The sequence below is a fragment of the Candidatus Similichlamydia laticola genome (assembly GCF_003339615.1).
GTDB classification, from domain to species: domain Bacteria; phylum Chlamydiota; class Chlamydiia; order Chlamydiales; family Parilichlamydiaceae; genus Similichlamydia; species Similichlamydia laticola.
Window position 1 is genome coordinate 40848 of the sequence record NZ_QQBG01000017.1, and the last position, 19893, is coordinate 60740.

Annotated in this window: 31 protein-coding genes, 1 tRNA gene and 1 pseudogene; 32 read left to right on the top strand and 1 reads right to left on the bottom strand. The window is 46.1% G+C overall.

Annotation, left to right across the window (positions count from 1 at the left end; translation table 11 throughout):
* Positions 1 to 81 precede the first annotated feature (81 nt).
* The 28 genes and pseudogenes from HAT2_RS02390 to HAT2_RS02520 all read left to right on the top strand — a co-directional run bounded on the left by HAT2_RS02390 (position 82) and on the right by HAT2_RS02520 (position 16989).
* Positions 82 to 1113 carry a hypothetical protein gene (locus HAT2_RS02390; RefSeq protein WP_147267495.1) on the top strand — a complete coding sequence of 344 codons (1032 nt, stop codon included), beginning with the start codon at positions 82 to 84 and terminating at the stop codon, positions 1111 to 1113.
* A 472-nt stretch (positions 1114 to 1585) separates the two neighbouring features.
* Entirely contained in the window at positions 1586 to 1855 is a 270-nt protein-coding gene (locus HAT2_RS02395; protein WP_114544431.1) for a hypothetical protein, read from the top strand.
* A 60-nt stretch (positions 1856 to 1915) separates the two neighbouring features.
* Complete coding sequence (gene rplC / locus HAT2_RS02400) at positions 1916 to 2626, top strand: 50S ribosomal protein L3 (protein ID WP_114544486.1); 711 nt, start codon at positions 1916 to 1918, stop codon at positions 2624 to 2626.
* Positions 2611 to 3303, top strand: coding sequence for a 50S ribosomal protein L4 (gene rplD / locus HAT2_RS02405; protein ID WP_147267496.1), 693 nt, complete (start codon positions 2611 to 2613; stop codon positions 3301 to 3303). Before rplC ends, rplD begins: the two co-directional genes overlap by 16 nt.
* The gene (locus HAT2_RS02410; RefSeq protein WP_114544433.1) at positions 3300 to 3626 is read left to right on the top strand and encodes an uL23 family ribosomal protein; all 327 of its coding nucleotides are present in this window, start codon (positions 3300 to 3302) and stop codon (positions 3624 to 3626) included. Before rplD ends, HAT2_RS02410 begins: the two co-directional genes overlap by 4 nt.
* 10 nt (positions 3627 to 3636) lie before the next feature.
* The gene (gene rplB, locus HAT2_RS02415; RefSeq protein WP_114544434.1) at positions 3637 to 4473 is read left to right on the top strand and encodes a 50S ribosomal protein L2; all 837 of its coding nucleotides are present in this window, start codon (positions 3637 to 3639) and stop codon (positions 4471 to 4473) included.
* Between the two features lie 3 nt (positions 4474 to 4476).
* On the top strand, positions 4477 to 4725 hold the full coding sequence (gene rpsS / locus HAT2_RS02420; RefSeq protein WP_114544435.1) for a 30S ribosomal protein S19: 249 nt from the start codon (positions 4477 to 4479) through the stop codon (positions 4723 to 4725).
* Positions 4726 to 4738: 13 nt separating this feature from the next.
* Positions 4739 to 5116, top strand: a complete 378-nt coding sequence (gene rplV, locus HAT2_RS02425) for a 50S ribosomal protein L22 (protein ID WP_114544436.1) — start codon at positions 4739 to 4741, stop codon at positions 5114 to 5116.
* On the top strand, positions 5117 to 5791 hold the full coding sequence (rpsC, locus tag HAT2_RS02430; RefSeq protein ID WP_114544437.1) for a 30S ribosomal protein S3: 675 nt from the start codon (positions 5117 to 5119) through the stop codon (positions 5789 to 5791). It abuts the gene before it with no gap.
* A gap of 9 nt (positions 5792 to 5800) precedes the next feature.
* Positions 5801 to 6217, top strand: coding sequence for a 50S ribosomal protein L16 (rplP, locus tag HAT2_RS02435; RefSeq protein ID WP_181860328.1), 417 nt, complete (start codon positions 5801 to 5803; stop codon positions 6215 to 6217).
* Positions 6218 to 6436, top strand: a complete 219-nt coding sequence (gene rpmC, locus HAT2_RS04000; protein WP_114544439.1) for a 50S ribosomal protein L29 — start codon at positions 6218 to 6220, stop codon at positions 6434 to 6436.
* Positions 6426 to 6671 (top strand): 30S ribosomal protein S17, encoded by a 246-nt coding sequence (gene rpsQ, locus HAT2_RS02445; protein ID WP_114544440.1) that lies wholly within the window; start codon positions 6426 to 6428, stop codon positions 6669 to 6671. The genes rpmC and rpsQ overlap by 11 nt, the downstream gene beginning before the upstream one ends.
* Before the next feature lie 11 nt (positions 6672 to 6682).
* Complete coding sequence (rplN, locus tag HAT2_RS02450) at positions 6683 to 7051, top strand: 50S ribosomal protein L14 (protein ID WP_114544441.1); 369 nt, start codon at positions 6683 to 6685, stop codon at positions 7049 to 7051.
* Between the two features lie 3 nt (positions 7052 to 7054).
* Positions 7055 to 7405, top strand: a complete 351-nt coding sequence (rplX, locus tag HAT2_RS02455) for a 50S ribosomal protein L24 (RefSeq protein ID WP_114544442.1) — start codon at positions 7055 to 7057, stop codon at positions 7403 to 7405.
* 2 nt (positions 7406 to 7407) lie between these two features.
* Positions 7408 to 7974: a 50S ribosomal protein L5 gene (gene rplE / locus HAT2_RS02460; protein WP_114544443.1), complete on the top strand. Its 567-nt coding sequence runs from the start codon at positions 7408 to 7410 to the stop codon at positions 7972 to 7974.
* Between the two features lie 15 nt (positions 7975 to 7989).
* Entirely contained in the window at positions 7990 to 8388 is a 399-nt protein-coding gene (rpsH, locus tag HAT2_RS02465; RefSeq protein ID WP_114544444.1) for a 30S ribosomal protein S8, read from the top strand.
* Between the two features lie 27 nt (positions 8389 to 8415).
* Positions 8416 to 8976 (top strand): 50S ribosomal protein L6, encoded by a 561-nt coding sequence (gene rplF / locus HAT2_RS02470; RefSeq protein ID WP_114544487.1) that lies wholly within the window; start codon positions 8416 to 8418, stop codon positions 8974 to 8976.
* Positions 8977 to 9025: 49 nt separating this feature from the next.
* Positions 9026 to 9400, top strand: a complete 375-nt coding sequence (rplR, locus tag HAT2_RS02475) for a 50S ribosomal protein L18 (protein ID WP_114544445.1) — start codon at positions 9026 to 9028, stop codon at positions 9398 to 9400.
* A 14-nt stretch (positions 9401 to 9414) separates the two neighbouring features.
* Positions 9415 to 9894: a 30S ribosomal protein S5 gene (rpsE, locus tag HAT2_RS02480; protein WP_114544446.1), complete on the top strand. Its 480-nt coding sequence runs from the start codon at positions 9415 to 9417 to the stop codon at positions 9892 to 9894.
* A 7-nt stretch (positions 9895 to 9901) separates the two neighbouring features.
* A pseudogene (gene rplO, locus HAT2_RS02485) lies at positions 9902 to 10276 on the top strand (50S ribosomal protein L15); the annotation flags it as partial.
* Between the two features lie 111 nt (positions 10277 to 10387).
* Positions 10388 to 11758 carry a preprotein translocase subunit SecY gene (gene secY / locus HAT2_RS02490; RefSeq protein WP_114544448.1) on the top strand — a complete coding sequence of 457 codons (1371 nt, stop codon included), beginning with the start codon at positions 10388 to 10390 and terminating at the stop codon, positions 11756 to 11758.
* A 24-nt stretch (positions 11759 to 11782) separates the two neighbouring features.
* On the top strand, positions 11783 to 12163 hold the full coding sequence (rpsM, locus tag HAT2_RS02495) for a 30S ribosomal protein S13 (protein WP_114544449.1): 381 nt from the start codon (positions 11783 to 11785) through the stop codon (positions 12161 to 12163).
* A 56-nt stretch (positions 12164 to 12219) separates the two neighbouring features.
* Positions 12220 to 12648, top strand: coding sequence for a 30S ribosomal protein S11 (gene rpsK / locus HAT2_RS02500; RefSeq protein ID WP_114544450.1), 429 nt, complete (start codon positions 12220 to 12222; stop codon positions 12646 to 12648).
* A gap of 39 nt (positions 12649 to 12687) precedes the next feature.
* Entirely contained in the window at positions 12688 to 13800 is a 1113-nt protein-coding gene (gene rpoA, locus HAT2_RS02505; RefSeq protein WP_114544451.1) for a DNA-directed RNA polymerase subunit alpha, read from the top strand.
* Positions 13797 to 14225 (top strand): 50S ribosomal protein L17, encoded by a 429-nt coding sequence (gene rplQ / locus HAT2_RS02510; RefSeq protein WP_114544452.1) that lies wholly within the window; start codon positions 13797 to 13799, stop codon positions 14223 to 14225. Before rpoA ends, rplQ begins: the two co-directional genes overlap by 4 nt.
* 3 nt (positions 14226 to 14228) lie before the next feature.
* Positions 14229 to 15281 carry a type I glyceraldehyde-3-phosphate dehydrogenase gene (locus HAT2_RS02515; protein WP_147267497.1) on the top strand — a complete coding sequence of 351 codons (1053 nt, stop codon included), beginning with the start codon at positions 14229 to 14231 and terminating at the stop codon, positions 15279 to 15281.
* 12 nt (positions 15282 to 15293) lie between these two features.
* The gene (locus HAT2_RS03855) at positions 15294 to 16127 is read left to right on the top strand and encodes a hypothetical protein (RefSeq protein ID WP_181860320.1); all 834 of its coding nucleotides are present in this window, start codon (positions 15294 to 15296) and stop codon (positions 16125 to 16127) included.
* Positions 16075 to 16989, top strand: coding sequence for a DUF2608 domain-containing protein (locus tag HAT2_RS02520; protein WP_220253875.1), 915 nt, complete (start codon positions 16075 to 16077; stop codon positions 16987 to 16989). The genes HAT2_RS03855 and HAT2_RS02520 overlap by 53 nt, the downstream gene beginning before the upstream one ends.
* Here HAT2_RS02520 and HAT2_RS02525 read toward each other — a convergent pair.
* Positions 16978 to 17060: transfer RNA gene (locus tag HAT2_RS02525), tRNA-Leu, on the bottom strand. The two genes, HAT2_RS02520 and HAT2_RS02525, sit on opposite strands and share 12 nt — an antisense overlap.
* Here HAT2_RS02525 and HAT2_RS02530 point away from each other — a divergent pair.
* Genes HAT2_RS02530 through HAT2_RS02545 form a run of 4 tightly spaced genes read left to right on the top strand, consistent with a single transcriptional unit; the run spans position 17036 to position 19885 of the window.
* Complete coding sequence (locus HAT2_RS02530) at positions 17036 to 17581, top strand: nucleoside deaminase (RefSeq protein ID WP_220253876.1); 546 nt, start codon at positions 17036 to 17038, stop codon at positions 17579 to 17581. The genes HAT2_RS02525 and HAT2_RS02530 overlap by 25 nt on opposite strands.
* Positions 17582 to 17639: 58 nt before the next feature.
* Positions 17640 to 17912 carry a type B 50S ribosomal protein L31 gene (locus HAT2_RS02535; RefSeq protein ID WP_114544456.1) on the top strand — a complete coding sequence of 91 codons (273 nt, stop codon included), beginning with the start codon at positions 17640 to 17642 and terminating at the stop codon, positions 17910 to 17912.
* Positions 17913 to 17936: 24 nt separating this feature from the next.
* Positions 17937 to 19040 carry a peptide chain release factor 1 gene (gene prfA / locus HAT2_RS02540; RefSeq protein ID WP_114544457.1) on the top strand — a complete coding sequence of 368 codons (1104 nt, stop codon included), beginning with the start codon at positions 17937 to 17939 and terminating at the stop codon, positions 19038 to 19040.
* The gene (locus tag HAT2_RS02545) at positions 19016 to 19885 is read left to right on the top strand and encodes a HemK/PrmC family methyltransferase (protein ID WP_114544458.1); all 870 of its coding nucleotides are present in this window, start codon (positions 19016 to 19018) and stop codon (positions 19883 to 19885) included. Before prfA ends, HAT2_RS02545 begins: the two co-directional genes overlap by 25 nt.
* Positions 19886 to 19893 lie beyond the last annotated feature (8 nt).

Consider the following 19893-nt stretch of genomic DNA (forward strand, 5'->3'; position numbering starts at 1 on the left):
AAGTCACGTGCTTATGTCTCTAGTTCGGGCTTACATCGGGTCTTTCTGAAGTTTTCTAGGGTTGTTGTCACTTCATTTATTTTGTTGCTAGCAAAGAGACAGACTATTTTAAGTCGTCATTTTGCAAGCAACCCTCTAATAGGTTGGAAAAGTCTATTTCCTCTGTTTTATGCTGGACTGCTGGCCGCTTTTGGTATTTTATGTATCATATTCAATTTATGGGCTGTTTCTGTTATCTCATGTGGTGCGGCACTGCTTTTTTCTTTTATTGATTTGAACTTAACTGTTTTGCATATCGAATTAAACAAAATATGGCAGTATAGGGTTTCTAAGGGGTCAAATGCAAACCTATTAGGTTCTTTATTAAGAGAGTGTTTTTCTCTGTCTCCGGAAGATCTGAATATTTCTCTAGCAAGTTTCTGCTGTATCATTTCAGTTGAGCTGATCTTCTTTTTATTGGTATATGTTTTCCTTGTTAGGGCTCTCTTGTTTCAGGAGATATTTTTTTGTCTGTTGTGTTTGTGTTCTTGGTTATTTCAGTTTTTGATTAAAGACAAGATGTATGCTTCACGCAAAGAAATTTGGAAATTTTTAAATTTTTTATTAGTTCTTAATCGTGATGTTCAGTCTGCTAATCCTTCAGATGCTGTATGCTCTAAGTTTTTTAGAGTGTGTCGTGAAGAGATGGAGCTCATGCAGGTTAGTTATGAGTTGCATTCAGCCGCACTTGCAACAGTTAAAGGCGAATTAGTTAGTTTAAGAGAGGACATTTCAAGGCTAAATTTGGAGCAAACTTTATCAAAAATAGTTTACTCTAAAAATTTAGAATCTAATTTTATGCCTATTTGCATAGCTCGAGCTAATTTGGATCTGTGGAAGAGATTAGACAATTTTTTGTCTTTTCTTGAAAAAGAAATACACAGTCTTGAACAGCTTCGCAATTCATCAAAAGATATCTATGGGGACAGATTAGCTGCCATGCAGCTATTTTCAGAATACAAGTTGAGAGTGGTCATAACTCGTTTTTTAGCTATTCTCATCTTGGAAGAATCCAGGTCAGGATTTGATTTAATGAGAGTATTTTTAAATGAAATATCAAGGGATGGTGATTGAGTGCACTATCTTTCCTGTCCAATGCTTGAGTCGTTCTGTTTTTGGGACGCTCTTAAGTTTAAATATGGGCTACATCTGAATTTTACACTGTATTCTTTGAAGTGCCTGCAACGACTTCAGACCCTTCCTGATAGATCTGAGAATGTTATTTTCGCGTTGTTTTCAATGTCGTGCTGTTTTTGAAGTATCTTAACATTCACGGAACTTTCGTTTTCCTGCTCCAGGCTGTACACTATTAGGGTCCCAGCTGGGATCTCTTCGATCTAAGATCCAAGTTGCCCCAGCAGATTGCCCCTTTAGCTTTTGAGCAAGGCTCATTGCCCTTTTCGCAAATTGGGAATTACTTCCTCGCTTAGTATGTTATTGGTTTTCTTTGTTTCATTGGTCCGATGGTCAATTCGCAGGTATTTCTTATTTTCGTTCGTCACCTTTGGATGCTTATCCGAGCCTCTGGGTGCAGGAGGGATAAGTAATGACTAGTTTCAAAAAGCCGTGCTCTGCTATAAGGTCCGGCATCGGTTTTTTTGCTGTGTTTTGGTTTTGGATGTTGTGGTCTTCTGGGGGCTGGTTTGCGTCTTCGAACCTATCGACACTTCAGCTGGTGTGGCTAGATTGCGGGTTTGATGACTCTTTGGCTGCGTTTGTTTCTGCTGGTTTTGTGTCAACAATCCAGCTTCTTGCGCCGGTTTTTTTAATTCTGGTCTCGGCCGTTTGGTCGTTTGGGTTTGGCTTGTCTTCATGATGTTGAGAGCTTAGTCTGCCCTTGGTTGCACACATTTTTCTTTATGGAGAGGACTGTCGTATGGGCTTTTCTTTGAGAGGTAAGAAACTGGGAATGTCGCACTTCTTTTTGGAAGACGGCACCTTTGTTCCTTGCACCCTTTTGGAGGTTTTGCCTCACGTTGTTGTGCAAATCAAGGAGCCAGATCGCGACGGATATTCGGCCTTGCAACTTGGCGTAGCTTCCCTTGGAGGGCTGGGTTCTGCGCGCTTAGAGAAGCGCGTTTCTAAGCCCTTGCTTGGTCACTTCAAAAAGGCGGGTGTTGTTCCGCACAAAGATTTATTTGAAGTGCGAGTTGAAGACGTGAATCAGTTCTCTGTGGGACAGGAAATTGGGTTGGAAATTTTTGAGGGCGTAGAAAGTGTTGACGTGATGGCTATCTCTAAGGGGAAGGGATACCAAGGTGTCATGAAGCGTTGTGGGTTCAAGGGCCATGGGGCTTCTCATGGGACGGGTCCCATTCATCGTCATGCAGGGTCTAGGGGACAGAGAAGTACTCCTGGACGTATTTTTCCAATGAACCCAGCAGCTGGACGTATGGGTGGGGCTCTTGTTTCTGTTCAAAATCTTTCGATCGTGTGGAGGTCCAAAGAAGAAGGACTTCTTGCTGTCATGGGAGCTGTTCCTGGAGCTCGTGGAGGGTCCTGGGTTTGTGTTCGTCATGCCATCAAGAAACACGGTGGCTCGCGTATTTCTTGGAAGAGTGGTGGTGTGAAGTGTCTCAAGTCATGAGAAGGGTTTCATTTCCGGATGCCGGTGTTTGTGAAGGTGTTGATCTGTCTAGCTTTCTTGAGGCAGAACCTTCCTCCTCACTTGCAATGATGCATCGGTGTTTGGTTTGTTTGAGAGCAAATAAGCGGCAGAGGTCTGCTTGTTCGCTTACCCGTTCTGAAGTGAGTCATTCCGGGAAGAAACCCCATCCTCAGAAAGGAACTGGTCGTGCTCGTCAGGGCTCTTTGGCATCACCGCAATATAGGGGCGGAGGGGTTGTTTTTGGGCCTCGAGGGGTTAAGTCTCTAGCAAAGGTGAACAAGAAGGAGAGACGCGCCTCCTTGAAGGGAGCTCTTTTGGATAGATTATCTTCTGGAGCGTGCGCTATTGGTGTCGATCTTGGAGCCGGCATGGAGCGCCCTAAGACATCTTTGGTTTGTTCTTTTTTGGAGAAGCTGAGTTTTTCTAAAGGGAAGGTTCTTGTTCTTTTCGATCAGAAGGAAGACGTTCTTCTTCAAGATTCTGGCTGGTCTAGGTATTCTTGCTTTCAAAAAAGCGCAGCCAACCTTTCTTCTGTTCGTGTTCTGTTTTTCTCTCAAATCAATTTGCAAGACGTGTTGTCTGCCAGGGGCATTGTTTTTTCGGAGGCCGCGTTTCTTGCATGTTCTAGGTTTCTTGAAGGGGGAGCGGTTGCATGAAGAAGGACCCGTATTCTATTCTTTTACGCAGGTATCAGACGGAGAAGGCTACGGTATTGGGTTCTTTGAAGGATGCCGTCTCAAATAAGAGTATCAGTCGTTGCCAAAGTCCCAAATATCTCTTTCTAGTGGCTGTGCGCGCGAATAAAACAGAAATTGCCTCTGCAGTTGAGGAAATCTACGCAGATAGATCTGTTCGGGTTAAGTCTGTTCGGACAATTTTCGTAAAACCGAAGCCAGTTCGTTTCCGTGGAAGGTCTGGCAAGAGAGCAAGGTTTAAAAAGGCAATTGTGACTCTAGAAGTCGGTTGTTGTTTGGATTGAGGGGGGTTGCGTGATTAAGAAGTTTCGTCCTTTGACGCCTTGCTCCAGGTTTCTTACTTTAGAGAGTCGTGATGGGCTGGCTACTTCCTCTGAGAAGGATGGGGTAAAGCGCCCGAAGTATCTTAGAAGGATTAAGCATTCTACTGGGGGCCGTAACAATTGCGGTCGAATTACTTGTCGACACAGAGGTGGGGGGCACAAGAGGTTTTATAGGCTCATTGATTTTGTCCGCATGAAGGATGATGTTCCTGCTCGTGTAGTGGCTATTGAGTACGACCCAAACAGGTCGGCCCGTATAGCTCTTCTTTTTTACAAAGATGGCGAAAAGAGGTATATTCTGGCGCCATCCGGCCTTGTGGTAGGTCAAACTGTCCTTTCCGGGAAAGGAGCTCCTTATCGTCCCGGGAGTTGTATGTCTTTTAGAGACATGCCTGTGGGCAGCTTGGTTCATAATATCGAGATGGTTCCTGGTCGGGGTGGGAAGCTGGTTCGCTCTGCTGGTTCTTCTGCGCAGTTTATGGGATGTAGCGATGGGTACGCGAGGGTACGGCTTCCTTCCGGTGAAGTTCGCAGAATTTGTGAGAGCTGCCGTGCTACGATCGGCTCCCTTTCCAACGCAGAGCACAGCTTGCGTGTTGAGGGAAAAGCTGGTCGTCGTAGATGGCTGGGGATTCGTCCAAGTGTGCGTGGGACGGCTATGAACCCTGTTGACCATCCGCACGGTGGTGGTGAGGGTAAGCATAATGGCTATATTCCTATGACGCCTTGGGCGATGCAAACCAAAGGTCTGAGAACTCGGAAAAAGAGGAAGTCATCCAAGTTCATTATTAGGGATCGAAGGGGGTAGTTTGTGGGAAGATCCGTCAAGAAAGGTCCTTTTGTGGACTACCATCTCTTGGAAAAGATTTCTAAGGGCCTGAAGAAGGTCATTACGTATTCTAGAAGAAGTACGGTTGTCCCCGAAATGGTAGGGATGACTGTTGATGTACATTGTGGGAAGGGGTTTGTTTCTCTGTTCATTTCGGAGAGCATGGTGGGTTGCAAACTGGGAGAGTTTGCTCCTACACGAAAGTTTAAGGGACATCCGACCAAGAAGTAGAGAGTGAGAGTGTATGAATGGGCAGCAGTCTGAGCAGAAGAGCGCAAGAGCTCTTTCCAAGTATGTTCGTATCAGTCCCCGAAAGGCTCGTCTTGTGGTGGGCATGATAAGAGGAGTTCGTGTTCCGGAGGCCGTTTTTCGTTTGTCTCAGAGTGGGACAAAAAGTGGGAGGCTGCTCATGTTAACGTTGATGAGTGCTGTTTCGAATGCCGAATCGAAGTTTTTAGTGCCTCGTCAAGATTTGGTTGTGTTACGGGCAACGGTGGACGAGGGGCCGCGTCTTAAACGTGCAAGGGGGCGTAGTCGAGGGGGAAAAACTCCTATTCTCAAGCGCATGAGTCATTTAACGGTGGTTGTTGGTTGTGCGTCATCACTGCAGGAGGGCATCTAAGTGGGGCAAAAGGGAAAACCAAAAGGTTTCAGGCTGGCTATTCGAAAGAATTGGGATTCTGTTTGGTTCTCTGACAAGAGCAATTTCGGGGCCCTCTTGTTGCAGGATATTCAGTTGCGCAAGCTCCTTCGATCTAAGTCGTGTTGTCAAGGTTCTTCTAGAATTGTCATTCGACGCATGGGGGAGCGTATTGAAATTATCATCCATACGGCAAGGCCTGGGCTTGTTATTGGAAAAAAGGGCTCGGAGATTGACGCTACTCGGGAGGAGCTATCTCGTTTGACAGGCAAGGAGGTGAGCCTCAGCTTAGAAGAGATCAAGCAACCAGACTTAGACGCTACCCTTGTTGCTGAGGGAATTGCAAGAATGATCGAAAGAAGGATCAGTCACAAGAGAGCGATGAAAAGGCATATTCAAGTTGCGATGGATGCGGGTGCTGTGGGAATCAAAGTTCAGGTGGCTGGTCGTTTGGGAGGGGCCGAGATTGCTCGTGTGGAGTGGTATTTGGAGGGTTCTTTGCCTTTGCACACGTTAAGATGTGATATCGATTATGCTTGTGTTCGGGCTATGACTGTTTACGGTGCCATTGGCGTGCAGGTTTGGATTAATCGGGGGGAAGATGTTCCTTCTGGAGTTCTTCCTGCATTTGATGTGGAAAAGGGAAGAGGAGCTTGATGCGATATGGTGCTGATGCCCAAGAGATCGAAATATCGGAAAAAGCAAAAGGGGTCCTTGCGCGGGAAAACAAAACGTGGTGCGTTTGTTGCCATTGGTGACTTTGGTATTCAGGCTCTTGAGAGGGGTCGAATCACTGCGCAGCAGATCGAAGCTTGTCGTGTAGCTGTGAGCCGCTCTTTCCAAAGGCATGGGAAAATTATTTTGAGAATTTTCCCTGATGTTCCTGTAACTAAAAAACCGGCGGAGACTCGTCAGGGCTCTGGGAAGGGAGCCGTTGACCATTGGGTTGCTCCTGTCAAGCCGGGCCGTATCTTATTCGAAGTTGGAAACGTTCCGAAGGCGAGGGCACAGGAAGCTCTTAGGCTGGCTTCTTTCAAGCTAGGAATAAGGACACGTTTCGTTGAACGTGTGGAGATGGTCTGAATGGGCTCGCGGGAAGATCTGTCTGAGTTGTCTGAGATAGAATTGAAAAATCGTCTCAGGGCTGTCCGAAGGGATTTGTTTTTTTTGTCAGGAGAATATAGCCTTGCCAGGAGGGTTCCAAAGCCTCATCAGTTAAAGCTTTTAAGGAAGACGATCGCTCGTCTTTTGACAGAGCAGAGAGCGAGGTTTCTAAGGGGGGGTGACCGTCATGTCGGATAGGAAGAGAAGAAAGGAACTACTGGGCGTTGTCATCTCGAACAAGATGCAGAACACGGTTGTTGTTGAAGTGGAGAGGCAGGTGCGTCATCCGGTCCTTGGCAAGGTGATTAAGCGAAGGAGAAAGGTCTATGCTGATCATCGGGAGACTGTTGAAATTGGGGATCGTGTTCTCCTTGCTGAGACGAGGCCTCTTTCAAAGTTGAAGCGTTGGCGGGTTCTTCAGAGACTGGTTTAAGGTGTAAGACGGTGTTGCAACAAGAAAGTAATTTGGATGTCGCGGATAATACAGGAGCTCTTTCCGTAAGGTGTATTAAGGTCTTGAAGGGCTCGAGACGTCGTTATGCGGGTGTGGGGGACTTGATCGTTTGTTCCGTTAAGTCTGCTAGACCTCGTTCTAGTGTTCCCAAGAAGAGCGTTGTGAAGGCCGTTATTGTACGGCAAAAAAGGAAAATCCGTAGGAACGATGGGACTGTTTTGAATTTCGAATCAAATGCGTGCGTCATTGTGGATGAGGAGGGCAATCCGAAAGGATCTCGCGTGATGGGCCCCGTCGCAAGGGAGTTGCGTGATTCGGGATATTTGAAAATTTGTTCTCTTGCTCGTGAGGTTGTATAGCTTATGTCTGCCAAGTGGATTAGGGTCGGAGACTTGGTTCGAATCTTGTCTGGAAAGGACAAAGGGAAGACTGGGAAGGTTTTGGCTCGAAAGGGTCTCCGAGTTGTTGTGGAGGGCATGAACAAAAAGACGAAGCATGTGAAGAAATCTGGTCCAGAAGGAAAGGGATCCATTCTCTCCATTGAGTCACCTGTGCATATTTCCAATGTCTCTTTGTGTTTTGAGGATGGCTCGCTATTGAAGCTGAGGGTTCGAGAGCATGTTTCTGGGACAAAGGAGCTCATCTGGACTAATGTCTCAGGGGAAGTTCAAGTGTTTCGAACGATTAGAAAGGCAAGGGTAGTTACGGTCTAGTTATGTCTGAACCGAAGAAGGAGCCAGAAAACGAGTTGGAGAAGCGATATCGGGAGCAGGTACGTCCGGCCCTTTTGGAGCGGTTCCAGTATTCCAATGTGATGCAGGTCCCGCGTTTGGTTAAGGTTGTTATCAATATGGGCGTAGCGAAAGTTGGAAAGGACAGGGGTGCCCTGCAGGATAGCGAGAACGAATTAAAGGCCCTTTCTGGTCAGAAGCCTATTCTCATTCGGTCTAAGCGTTCTGTTGCCAGTTTCAAAATGCGTCAAGGTCAACCTGTCAGTGTATTGGTGACGTTGCGAAAAAGGAAGATGTGGGATTTTTTGTATCGTTTCGTCAATATTTGCTGTCCTAGGATCAGGGACTTTAGAGGTTTTCGAAAGTCTGGTGACAAAATGGGTAATTATACCCTCGGGGTTCAAGATCAACAAATTTTTGTTGAGGTTGATCTTGATGCTGTTAGGAGGCAGCAAGGAATGCATATTACTTTCGTGACTTCGGCCAAATCAGATGCGGAGTGTCTCGAGCTGCTTTCTGCTCTTGGGATGCCCTTTCAGATGCGCGATTAAGGGAGGTTGCAAGTTATGTTAACGGATCCTTTTGCCGATTTTTTGACGCGTATGCGTAATGGTGGAATGGCGCGGCTGCGTTACGTTGATGTCTTTGTTAACTCTTTAATTCTGGCTGTGTTGCAGCTTTTGCTCGAAGAGGGTTGGATCTCTGGGTTTACAGTAGAAGGAGAGAAGGCGAAGAGGCGTGCTCGAGTTATGCTGAAATACAACAGACAAAAAGAGCCACTTATGATGTCGATTGTTTGCATTTCTAAGCCAGGATGTAGGAAGTATGTTGGGCATCGAGATATCCATTCTCATATGTCTGGGATGGGTCTTTTCGTTCTTTCCACTTCTAAGGGCGTCTTGTCCGGTCATCAGGCTAAAAAAAGGGGAGTAGGCGGGGAGCTGCTCTGTTCTATTGCCCATTAATCGGATTGTTAAGGAGTGATTGGGGTTGTGTCTCGAAAAGCGAAAATGCCGTTGAAGCTTCCCAAAGGTGTGGACTTAGTTCGTAGTGGATCTGAGGTTTGTGTCAAAGGGCCAAAAGGTTCTCTTTCTCTCGAGTTGGCTCAAGGCCTTGACGTGCGTAGGGAGGGTTCTTCTGTTGTTGTAGGCGTTGCTAGTGGCTATTCCTTTCGCAGAACAGCTCTTTTAGGCCTTTCTTGGGCGCTTCTTCGTAATATGATTCATGGAGTGTCTGAAGGTTTCGAAAAAAAGTTGGAGCTGGTCGGAGTGGGATACCGTGCCTCTATTAAAGGCGGTATGCTTGATCTGCAGCTCGGTTATTCTCATCCAACGCAGTTGGAGATCCCCAAGGGCATTTCTGTTCAGGCTGAGCTGAAAAGTCCTGTTATTGTTGTGAGCGGTATTGATAAGCAACAAGTTGGGCAGTTTGCGGCTGAAATTCGTGCCATGAGAAAACCCGAACCGTACCAGGGCAAAGGTGTGCGTTACCTGGGTGAAATCTTGAGAAGGAAGGCCGGTAAGGCCGGTGGAAAATCTGGCAAGAAGAAGTAGATTGGTGGGGTTATCTGGCCTTGGAAAGAACAGGCCTTGAGGAGGGTGCGTGGAAAGTCAACAAAAGCAGAAAGTTCGTCGCCGTTACACCAGGTCTTTACGTGTGCGAAGGAAGGTTAGAACAGTTGGTGAGGCTTATCCTAGGTTGTGTGTCTTTAAAAGCAATCGTCATTTGTCAGTGCAGTTAATTGATGATGACTCTGGTAAAACTCTTTGTTCTTCTTCAACGATGTCGCCTAGTATGAGAAAGAGGTTTCCGACTGGGAAAGGGCGCGCTGCAGCAGAGTGTGTTGGGAGGTCAATAGCTGAGTCTGCTCTGGCTTTGGGCTGTTCCAGGGTTGTGTTTGATCGGGGGCATAGGGCTTACCATGGGTTAGTGCAGTTGATTGCCGAATCTGCTCGTTCTGCAGGTCTGCAGTTTTAGATTTGAGGGGTTCTATGTCTAAAGACAAGGAAAAGGGTGGAGTTCAGGAGCGTGTTCTCTTTGTTGGGCGCTGTTCGAAAGTTGTGAAGGGTGGTCGTCGCTTTAGTTTTTTTGCTGTGGTTGTTGCAGGAAATGGAGATGGGAAAGTGGGTTTTGCCATGTCCAAAGCTAATGAACTTTCTGATTGTATTCGTAGAGGCGGTGAATTAGCCAAAAGGAATCTTATCGAATTTGAAAGAGAAGGCGGGACAGTTCCTCATACTGTGCGTGTGCGTTGGGACGGCACCGTTGTTATGATCAAGCCCGCTCGGCCTGGTACCGGATTGATTGCTGGTTCATGTGTGAGGAATATCCTTGAGTTGGCGGGTATTCGAGATGCCGTGGCGAAGCTGTATGGATCGAATAACAAGTCCAATCAGGTTCATGCGACTTTTCGGGCTTTGAAGCGGTTTCGTAATCGTCGTGAACTGATGCAACTGAGGAAAACGGGGTGACCTCTGTATGATAGAGTTATATGATTTGGGCTCTTTTGTCCCTCGCAAAAAGAAGGTGAGGGTGGGCCGTGGGAATGGTAGCCGCTTCGGGACGACGTGTGGTCGAGGAATGAAGGGGGCTGGTAGCCGATCTGGTTATAAGAAGCGTTTGGGGAATGAGGGAGGAAATTTGCCTTTTTTTAGAAGATTTCCCAAGCGCGGTTTCGGGAGGGGAAACTTGGCAAAGCCGCTTGATGTCATCAATCTGGACCAGATCGATGCTTTGTTTTCAGATGGTGAGGAGGTGACCCTTGCTTCTTTGAAGGAGAAAGGTTTTTTTTCGGGGCCGAGTTATGGACTTAAGGTTTTAGGTCGAGGCGAGTTGAAGAAAAAGGTCTCTGTCTCTGCATGCAAAGTGTCTCGTTCTGCTCGTTTGAAGCTAGATGAGAACGGGATCGAATGCGTGACAGCACGTTGAATATGGTTTCAGTCTATCCCTTGGGATTGGTTTTACATGTTTTCTTTCATTCGTGCCCTCATTCAGAATAACGAGTTAAGGCGCAGGTTGCTTTTTACGGTGGGATTGCTTTTCGTCTGCCGCTTGACATCGTTTGTTCCAGTTCCTGGTGTTAACGGTGAGATTGCCTTGGCTTATTTTCGCCAAGCTACGCGTGCAGGGCAGAGCCTGTTTCAGCTTATGGATATTTTTTCTGGTGGAGCCTTCGCCCAAATGACTTTAGGGGCTTTAGGGGTGTTACCTTACGTATCCGCTTCGATCATGTTACAGCTGGCTGTTACTCTTTTCCCTGGTTTGCAAAGAGATTTTAAGGAAAATGCCGACTATGTCAGGCCGAAGCTTGCCAGATGGACGCGTTACTTGACCCTCCTTTTGGCTCTTTTTCAGTCGGGTGTTTTTGCTCGTTACGCCCTAAAAATTAACCAATCTTATCCCGGCATTCTTTCGACAAAGGTGCTCTCTATTCGTTTTTTTGGTTGTCATGCTCTTTTTTATATGTTGTTTGTGGCTACGATGACGTGTGGCACATTGACTATTATGTGGTTAGGCGAGCAAATCTCAGAGAGCGGGGTTGGTGTGGGAACAAGTCTGATTATTTCTGCTGGAATTGTGTCCTCCTTCCCTAAGATGGTTTCGACTATTTTAACCTACCTTAATCTCGATTCTTCGGATCCAGGGGATCTCGGTCTATTGTCCCTTAGTTTATTGATTTGTATCTTTGTTCTCGTAATCATAGGGTGTATCTTTTTAACGCAAGGAGAAAGAAGGCTCGATTTGCAGTACGCCAGGAAGGAACATGATCGGACTCCTGGTAGACCAAGAGGATCTTTTCTTCCGTTAAAAGTAAATCACTCCGGTGTCATGCCCGTTATTTTTTCCTCATCTATCTTGATGCTTCCTATCACGTTAACTCAGATTTTGGGCCAGGATGGATGGGGGTCCGTGCTTATGGGATACCTGTCTCCGGGCTCTTTAGGCTATACTGCTGTTTACGCAGTTTTAATTTTCTTCTTTAATTATTTTTGGACGTTGACTCAGTTTCATGCGGACCAACTGGCTTCCGATATGAAGAAGAGCGGGGCCTTTATTCCTGCCATTCGCCAGGGGTTACAGACTCAACGATTTTTAGAAAAGACGATGTGTAGCTTAACGGTTATTGGTGGGGTTTCCCTAATCGTTTTGGCGACATTTCCCCAGTTGGTGGGGGCCTTGTTTAGCGTAGATCATTCGGTCAGCTATTTTTTCGGGGGCACTTCCATGTTGATCTTGGTCGGTGTGGTTTTAGACACTTCTCGTCAAGTGAGTGGATATTTGACGATGCAAAGATACGAGGAAGTTCTGAAAACACCACGTTCTCGTTTGAGATAAATTTATTGGAAGAGGAGTTTGCTTGTGGTTAGAATTATAGGTGTTGATATCCCTAGCGAAAAAAGGTTGGAAATTAGCCTGCTTTACATCTATGGTATCGGGCCTACTCTTGCTAAACAAATTGTGGCGCGTTTGGGTCTGGTTCCTAGTACAAGGACGAGGGATTTATCTGAAGTAGATATTGCTAAGCTCAACTCTTTGCTCCAAAGTGGTGAGTATTTAGTAGAGGGTGATCTCAGGAGAAATATCCAGAACGATATCAAGCGGTTGATGAGCATTCGTTGCTATCGTGGCCTCAGGCATCGTCTGGGCTTGCCTGTTCGAGGGCAAAGGACTAAGACAAATGCGCGGACACGTAAAGGAAAGAGAAAGACCGTTGCGAATAAGAAGAAGGCTGTGAAGTAGTTTGTTTCGTATTTATATGTTGGTTTTGCGGCAAGAGTCTCTGGAGGACATGAAATTTGAGTAAACAAGATTCGGGGTCATCAAATAAGCCCGGAAATAAAAAAGGCGTGTTGAGGACGAAGAGGAGGCAGCAGAGAAATGTGCCTTCAGGTGTGGCTTACGTTCTTGCGACTTTTAACAACACTTTGGTAACGATTACCGATCCGGCCGGCAACGTCTTGTCTTGGGCTTCTGCAGGAAGAGTGAATTTCAAGGGTTCGAGGAAGTCTTCGGCATGTGCTGCTAGTGTAGCGGCTCAGAGCGCTGGTAAATCGGCTATGTCAATGGGAATGAAGGAAATTGAGGTTAACCTAAGGGGAGCAGGAGGTGGAAGGGAAGCTGCTGTTCGAGGACTGCAGTCCGTTGGCCTTGTTTTGACCCTGATCAAGGATAGAACTCGGGTTCCTCACAACGGTTGCCGTCCGAGAAAACGTCGTCGGGTTTAGCATACGATAGTTGTTTATAGCGATTGGAGAGAAGATCTTATGGCGGTGTTATATGGCAAGTTCAAGATGCCGGAAAAAATTCAGGTTGAGGAATCTTCTTCTACATTTGCGAGATTCGTCGTTGCGCCTCTGGAGAGGGGGTTTGGGCATACTTTAGGGAATGCCCTTAGGCGCATTTTGCTTTCCTCTATCGAATCACCTGGGATTCTGTCTATTCGAATCGATGGAATCCTCCATGAGTTTATGGCAAGTGAGGGAATTGTACAGGATGCAACGGACATTGTCCTCAACTGTAAAGAGGCTCTATTGCGTCGTCTTCCTACTGGTGATGGTCCAGCTAGGATGACGCGTTCTACAACCCAGATTGAGGTGACACAAGAGGATTTGGATGCTAATGGAGGTGTTTTTCATGTCTGCCTTAAGCATTTAGATCTCAGCGGTTATGTTTGCATCAATCCTGGTCTGTGTCTTTTTTCAGTGACAAGACCTCAGAAGAGAGAAATTTCTGTTTGCATTGGGATCGGAAGGGGATATGTCCTTGCAGAGAGACACGCAATAGAGGACAGACAGAGGGGTGAGATCGTTTTAGACACTTGTTTTTCTCCAGTTCGTTTGGTCAACTATTACGTAGAAAATACGCGTGTCGGTCAGGACACGGAGTTCGATTCATTGGTTATAGAGCTAACAACAGACGGGAGAATTACTCCTGTTGAGGCTCTGCTTTTTTCCGCCCAAGTTGCCGGTAGGCATTTCGACTTTTTTGTCTCTCAGCTTGAGGGACCGGATCTTTTATTCGACGAAGAGCATCTTTCTTTTGGTAGGCCTGATGTAGACGAGTTGATGTCTTGTCTGTCCACTTGTATTGAAGATATTGAGTTTTCTGTGCGTGCGTCCAATTGTTTGAAGAGTGCTCGTATCGATTATGTTGTCGAATTAGTTACGAAGCAAGAAAGCGAGTTATTGGAGTATAGAAATTTTGGTCGAAAATCTTTGAGTGAGATTAAAGTGAAACTTCATGAATTGGGTCTCTCTTTAGGGATGGATTTGTCTCCTTATGGGATTACGCGTGACAATTGTCGTGATATTGCGCAGGCTTACTTAGAAGAAAAGATGAAAGAGAAAGAGCGCAGGAGGAGGCAGGTGGAGGTATGAGACATCGTAAGCAAAGGTACAAGCTAGGAAGAAACAGCAGTCATAGGCGTTGTTTGTTTGCTAACATGTTGAAGGCTCTTGTTGTTTGTGGGAGTATAGAGACTACTCTTTCGAAAGCGAAGGCTTTGCAGCCACTTGCTGATCGATTGATCAGTTTAGCTAAGTCGGGATCTCTTGCATCTCGGCGTCGGGTGGCCTCCCAATTGATGTTGCGCTACAACAAGCTTTCTCCTAAGGAGGCTCGGCTCGCCCGAGCCGGGGACCTTTCTGTTTACAACAACGATAGACGTGTTTTAAACGCTCTCTTTAGTGGCTTGGGTGCTCGTTTCTTGTCCAGGGATGGTGGTTACACGCGTATCCTTAAAAAGGGAACACGGATCGGGGATTGTGCTGATGTATGTGTTCTAGAGTATCTGCCTGAATAGTTTTTGTTTTTATGGCATGGCGATGAGGTTCTGTTAGAAAAGATGACCTGTAAGGTTGCAATTAACGGTTTTGGAAGGATTGGTCGTGCTGTCTTTCGGCGTTTTGTGGAGTTAGGGCGCCTTACTGATATCGTTGCCCTAAATGATTTGGCTTCGTCTGATCAACTCGCTTACCTCTTGTCGCGCGATTCCACTCATGGTTCGGCTCCTTTTGTGGTGTCTAGTAAGAGTGGATATTTGGTTGTGGATGGTCACCATATCGCAGTTCTTCAAGAGAGTGATCCCTCTCGAATTGACTGGTGCCGCTACGACGTGAGGCTGGTCATTGAGTCAAGTGGTCGCTTTCGTTCCTTAGAGCAAGCCGGTTCTCACTTGAGTGGTGGGGTGGGTGTTGTTTTGGTTTCTTCTCCGGCTAAGGGGGTTCCTTCTTTTGTTTGGGGCGTCAATCATGAGGGGCTCGTCTCTTCTTCAAGCCGTGTTTTTTCTGCTGCTTCTTGTACCACAAACTGTGCTACGCCGCTTCTGGCTGTTTTGGATCGTGCTTTTGGTATAGAGGCGTGTTCTTTATCAACTATTCATGCTGTAACTGTTTCGCAGTCTCTTTTGGATGGGCCTTCCGCTAAGAATTTTCGTTTGGGCAGAGGTGCTTTACAAAACATCATTCCAACTTCAACTGGAGCCTCTAAAGCTGTTGAGGAGATCTTACCTCAACTGAAGGGCCGGTTGACTGGTTCTGCTTTTCGGGTGCCCTTACCCGATATTTCTCTTCTAGATCTTGTCCTTTCTTTTCGACATTCTGTCTCTCTTGAAGAAGTTTTTCAGGCCTTACGAGAGGCCTCTACTCGCGAGTATGAGGGTATATTGACACTCTCAACAGAGGACCTTGTCTCAACGGACATTTTGGGGAACACGCACTCTTCCGTCGTAGATTGTAAAGCTTCTTCTTCCGTAGAAGGAAGTTTGATCAAACTCGTTGCTTGGTATGACAATGAGAGAGGTTACAGTGCAAGGGTCGTCGATCTGGCGCAATTTATTTGTGATCGGTGTTTAATGTGATTATTTTTTCTTTTGAAGAGAGCCCTTTTGCAGGGCATCTTTTCACTCTTATTTGCAGATCTTGAGGTAGTGACCGTGCATTTTACAAGAGAACCTATTGTTGAAACTGTGATTACTGCGAGAGAAGGGGCCAAGTTGCTTGTGCGGAGTGCTCGGAGATCTGATGGAGTGGACACCTACTTGGTTGAGGCCGTGGAAGTCGTTATGTTTGGTGGTGCGGTTTTTTATCGCTCGGCCAGTCGTCCTAGCCCATTTCTTGTTCCTGTAGGTGAGTATGAAGTTGTTGAGTGTTCTTCGGGTCGAGTTCATCTTAAGAAACCTATTGAGAAATCAGCTAGACAAGGTCATCGAGACTCTGTTCTAACTCAGGACTCTGTTTCTGCCGGTGTACAACAAGCTTCTCTTGTTGAAAAGGGACAGCTTCCCCAGCCATTTCCTTCTGTTGGAACTGGGAGAGCGGTGGCTAGTGAGCAATCTTCTTCACACCCCTCCCCAGTTCCTTCTAAAGCAAAAAGGGGTAAAACATCTGGTTCAGCCCGAGGAGACAGTCGTCTTCGTCGTCTTGCCGCCCCCCCTCCTTTCCCAGAGGAGCTCCCTGTATCTGGAGATAAGAGGGACAATGCTTCTCAAGGTAATGAAGATGTGGTAGATCGAGCCTCGAAGATTTTAGCTTCTCTCATTCCACCACCACCTGTTTTGGTCTCAGACTCCTTGGGATCGGGTCAAAACAAAGGGGCTTCCACGACGAGTTCAGAGTCAGTTGGGGGAGGACGGCGCTCTTCCTTTGGCAAGCGTGGGGGAGGTCGATTCGACAGGGAAAGAAGAGGAGGAAGAGAAGCTGATTAGCCTTGGAGGCTGTTTGACGCGCTTTCTTTGTTTTGTTTGTTTTTTCGGCGTGCTCTTCGGTGGCGCTCCTATCGTTGATATAAAGACGTTCGGAGAGTTACCCACTCTTCTTTCCAGTCAAAATCCGAGTCGTACGGTTGTTTTTTTGGATTTGGATGATCTTGTTTTGCTTCCTACAAGTAGTGTCGGGAGGCTCAAGTGGCTCCATATCATGAAGGCCCTCTTGTTAGAGCACGGCGTTGTATCTCAAGTGGTGGATCAAGTGAGATTTGCCGTTTGGGAATACGCTCTTTTACACACATCCTTCTCTCTTGCGAGGCAAGAATCAAAAGATGTCCTGAAACAACTTCAAATGAGGGGTTTGCCAATTTTGGGGGTTTCAAGAAGGTCTTTTGCTTCCTCTTGCTACTTACCCCTTCAATTAAGAAAACTAGGTATTGATCTTTTTTCATCTCTTCCCCCTTTTTTACGTCTGTCCCTATTTCTCTCAAGTCGAGAGCCTTGTGCTTTGTTAACCCAAGGCATTCTGTTTATGGGCTCACTACCTTTAGAAATGGCCTTTAATAAGCTCATCGAGAACGTGTCTTTGCCTCTTCTTTCGGTCGTTTGTATTTCTTCAGATAAGTCTTTTTTAGAGGAGTCGTTCTCTTTTTTTAATGCGAAAAAGGCGAAGGGCATCTACGCTTTTCTGTCCTTGGAGGAGGAGTTCTTTGAAGCAGAAGACGCCAAATTTCAACTTCTTTCTATTCGATCAGTTCTAGAGGACCATTTGGTTCACCAATTCCGAGATCCGTCTTCTACTTTTTCTGATAGGGAAGTTGTGCGGAAAATACGCGATATTTGGGAGATGTGCTCGGGGTGAGACTCGAACTCACACGGACAAACGTCCAAAGGATTTTAAGTCCTCCGTGTCTACCATTCCACCACCCGAACGGGAAAGAAAGTGGAAGTGTAAAGTTGTCATTCGTTTGAGGTCAATGTTGAGCTTGAATCAGGACCATTTTTTTATGCAGAAGGCTCTGGATCAGGCTCGAATAGCGTTTGAGAAAGGGGAGGTCCCTGTTGGGGCTGTGCTTGTTTTAAAGGAAGATATTCTTGCTTTCGCTCATAATCAAGTTGAAAGCTTATTCGATACAACAGCGCATGCTGAAATTCTTGCGCTGAGGAGCGCTGGAAGAAAAAGAAAGAACTGGAGACTGAAAGGCGCCTCTCTTTATGTTACGCTTGAGCCTTGTCCTATGTGCATGGGGGCCATTTTATTGGCACGTCTCTCCAGGTTGGTATGGGCTGTCACTGATCCTAGGATGGGTGGAACCCACTACAGTTGGGCAGAAGCTTGTTCTTGGGCTACACCACCTGAGGTAAGAGGAGGTGTCTTGCGCGAGGAGTCCTTACGTCTATTGCAGTCATTTTTTGCTTTGCAACGTTTAAGAAAGCCCCATTCCTTTTCTTGAAATTTTGGCTCAATCGCATTACACTCTATAAAGTTTTTTTCTAGAGTTGGTTTTAATCATGAGTAAGAAGAGAGAGAGAAAAGCACGTTTGCATCCCGAGTATCGTACTGTTGCTTTCGTAGATACTTCTACTGGTGTTCAGTACCTCTGTGGTACAACCTGGAAGGGAAAGCATGATAAGACATGCGTTGTTAATGGGATAGAATACCCTCTATGCGAGATTCCTATTTCTTCTTCTTCACATCCCTTGTTTACAGGTCAGAAGTACGTAGATACTGAGGGAAGAATTTCTAAGTTTAACAAGAAGTATCGCAAGCAATCTGAATCTTAGACAGCTTATAGGTCGAGTGGCTGCATGTCAGGAGAAGAAATCACTTTTGATCCTTCCTTTAAGGCTCAGTTTTTCGAGCGTTTGGGTCAAGTTCAGGCCCAATTGGCTGATTTAGAGATCTTTCGGGATCAAAAAGCGTTTATTGAATTGTCAAAAGAACATGCTCGTCTTGTCGATTTAACAACAGCCTTTAGGGAGTTTGACCAACACGAACGAGATATTCAGGAAGTGCAACAGCTGCTTGTTTCTCAAGGTGCTCACTCCGAAATGTATGTTTTTCTGTCCCAGGAGCTTCTTGCTTTAGAAAAAAAACGAGAAGATATGCGGCATCAGTTGGAACTTCTCCTTATTCCACCCGATCCGTTAGATGACCTCAGTGCGATTGTCGAAATACGAGCTGGGACAGGTGGAGATGAGGCAGCTTTGTTTGTTGCCGACTGCGCACGTATGTACCAGCTTTATGCAGATGGGAAGAAATGGACGATTGAAGTTCTATCTGTGATGCCTTCCTCTTTGGGAGGTTTCAAAGAATATATCTTTGAGGTTTCTGGGAAATCTGCTTACAGAACCTTAAGGCATGAGGCCGGAACGCATCGCGTTCAACGCGTCCCAGTCACAGAAGCACAGGGTCGGTTGCATACTTCTGCTGTTACAATTGCTGTTTTAGTTCCAGATGATCCTTCAAGTCATTTTCAAGTGAATGAAAAGGATCTCAAGATTCAGACTTGCCGTGCCTCCGGAGCCGGTGGGCAACATGTAAATAAAACGGATTCGGCTGTTCGTATTACTCATATTCCTTCCGGTATTGTTTGCTATTGTCAAGAAGAGAGAAGTCAACATCGTAATCGGGATAAAGCAATGCGCCTCCTTAAAGCGAAGCTTCTCGAAAAGGAACGTACAGAAAAACATGCTGCTGTTGCCGCTTTGAGAGCATCGCAGGTGGGGAGTGGAGATCGATCAGAACGTATTCGGACATATAATTTTCCTCAAAATAGGGTGACAGATCATCGAATTCAGCTGACGTTATATTCACTAGATCAAGTGATGAATGGGGCTTTGGAGCCGATTTGTTCTGCTCTTGTTCGCTGGCATGGAAAGAACAGATGTTCACATCAAATATCACCTTAAGGGATCTGGTCAAGAAATGGCGAGCTTTTGCCCTCCAAGCAGGACAGTTAGAGAAAGAAGTGGACTGGCTATGTGCCAGAAGGTGTGGCTACGTTTCTCTTTCTCAGCTCTATCTTGATTTAGAAAGAGAGGTCAGTAAGGAGTGGCTCGAAAGGACAGAGATTGCCATGCAACGTCTGGTAGGCGGGTGCCCTTTGGAGTACGTTTTAGGTGAGGCTTTTTTTGACGGGGAATGGATTTGTGTTGACTCTTCCACTTTGATTCCTCGTCCGGAAACGGAGGAAATGTTTTGCTATATCCCTTGGAGTGAGTTGCCACCGGTTAGTCGAATGCTTGACTTATGCTGTGGTACGGGTTGTTTAGCTCTGGGATTGAAGAAAAGGCGTCCAGACAGCAACAATTTGGTCTTTGCTTCTGATCTTTGTGCTTCTGCTTTGAAGATTGCTAGGAAAAATGCAGCGCTCTTATCCAGGGAAATTTATTTTAGAGAGGGTTCTTGGTTGGAACCTTGGGCAGGAGAGTTTTTTGATTTAATCATTTCGAATCCTCCCTATTTGAGCGAAGACGAGTGGAAGGCATTAGACTCTTCCGTAGCCGAATTCGAACCTAAGTCTGCTCTTGTTGCTGGAGGAAGTGGATTGGAAGGCATTGTGTCTATTTTGAAACGAGCAGGAACGCACCTTAAAGAAAAAGGCTTTCTTCTACTTGAAGTAGGCTCGACACAAGTTCAAGAGGTCAAGAGACTCGCGACCCATTTTGGTTGGGGGTTAGGGGTAAGTTATTACGATTCTTTCGGGAAGGAGCGTTTTCTTCTTTTTCAAGGCTGGCAGCCTTCATGTGGTTGAGGTAGATG

Bases quoted from the DNA above. Each gene is read 5' to 3' on its own strand.
- HAT2_RS02395 (WP_114544431.1), top strand. From the start codon at position 1,586: ATGACTAGTTTCAAAAAGCCGTGCTCTGCTATAAGGTCCGGCATCGGT.
- rplC (WP_114544486.1), top strand. From the start codon at position 1,916: ATGGGCTTTTCTTTGAGAGGTAAGAAACTGGGAATGTCGCACTTCTTT.
- HAT2_RS02410 (WP_114544433.1), top strand. From the start codon at position 3,300: ATGAAGAAGGACCCGTATTCTATTCTTTTACGCAGGTATCAGACGGAG.
- rplV (WP_114544436.1), top strand. From the start codon at position 4,739: ATGAATGGGCAGCAGTCTGAGCAGAAGAGCGCAAGAGCTCTTTCCAAG.
- rpmC (WP_114544439.1), top strand. From the start codon at position 6,218: ATGGGCTCGCGGGAAGATCTGTCTGAGTTGTCTGAGATAGAATTGAAA.
- rpsQ (WP_114544440.1), top strand. From the start codon at position 6,426: ATGTCGGATAGGAAGAGAAGAAAGGAACTACTGGGCGTTGTCATCTCG.
- rplX (WP_114544442.1), top strand. From the start codon at position 7,055: ATGTCTGCCAAGTGGATTAGGGTCGGAGACTTGGTTCGAATCTTGTCT.
- rplE (WP_114544443.1), top strand. From the start codon at position 7,408: ATGTCTGAACCGAAGAAGGAGCCAGAAAACGAGTTGGAGAAGCGATAT.
- rpsH (WP_114544444.1), top strand. From the start codon at position 7,990: ATGTTAACGGATCCTTTTGCCGATTTTTTGACGCGTATGCGTAATGGT.
- rpsE (WP_114544446.1), top strand. From the start codon at position 9,415: ATGTCTAAAGACAAGGAAAAGGGTGGAGTTCAGGAGCGTGTTCTCTTT.
- secY (WP_114544448.1), top strand. From the start codon at position 10,388: ATGTTTTCTTTCATTCGTGCCCTCATTCAGAATAACGAGTTAAGGCGC.
- rpoA (WP_114544451.1), top strand. From the start codon at position 12,688: ATGGCGGTGTTATATGGCAAGTTCAAGATGCCGGAAAAAATTCAGGTT.
- rplQ (WP_114544452.1), top strand. From the start codon at position 13,797: ATGAGACATCGTAAGCAAAGGTACAAGCTAGGAAGAAACAGCAGTCAT.
- HAT2_RS02535 (WP_114544456.1), top strand. From the start codon at position 17,640: ATGAGTAAGAAGAGAGAGAGAAAAGCACGTTTGCATCCCGAGTATCGT.
- prfA (WP_114544457.1), top strand. From the start codon at position 17,937: ATGTCAGGAGAAGAAATCACTTTTGATCCTTCCTTTAAGGCTCAGTTT.
- HAT2_RS02545 (WP_114544458.1), top strand. From the start codon at position 19,016: ATGTTCACATCAAATATCACCTTAAGGGATCTGGTCAAGAAATGGCGA.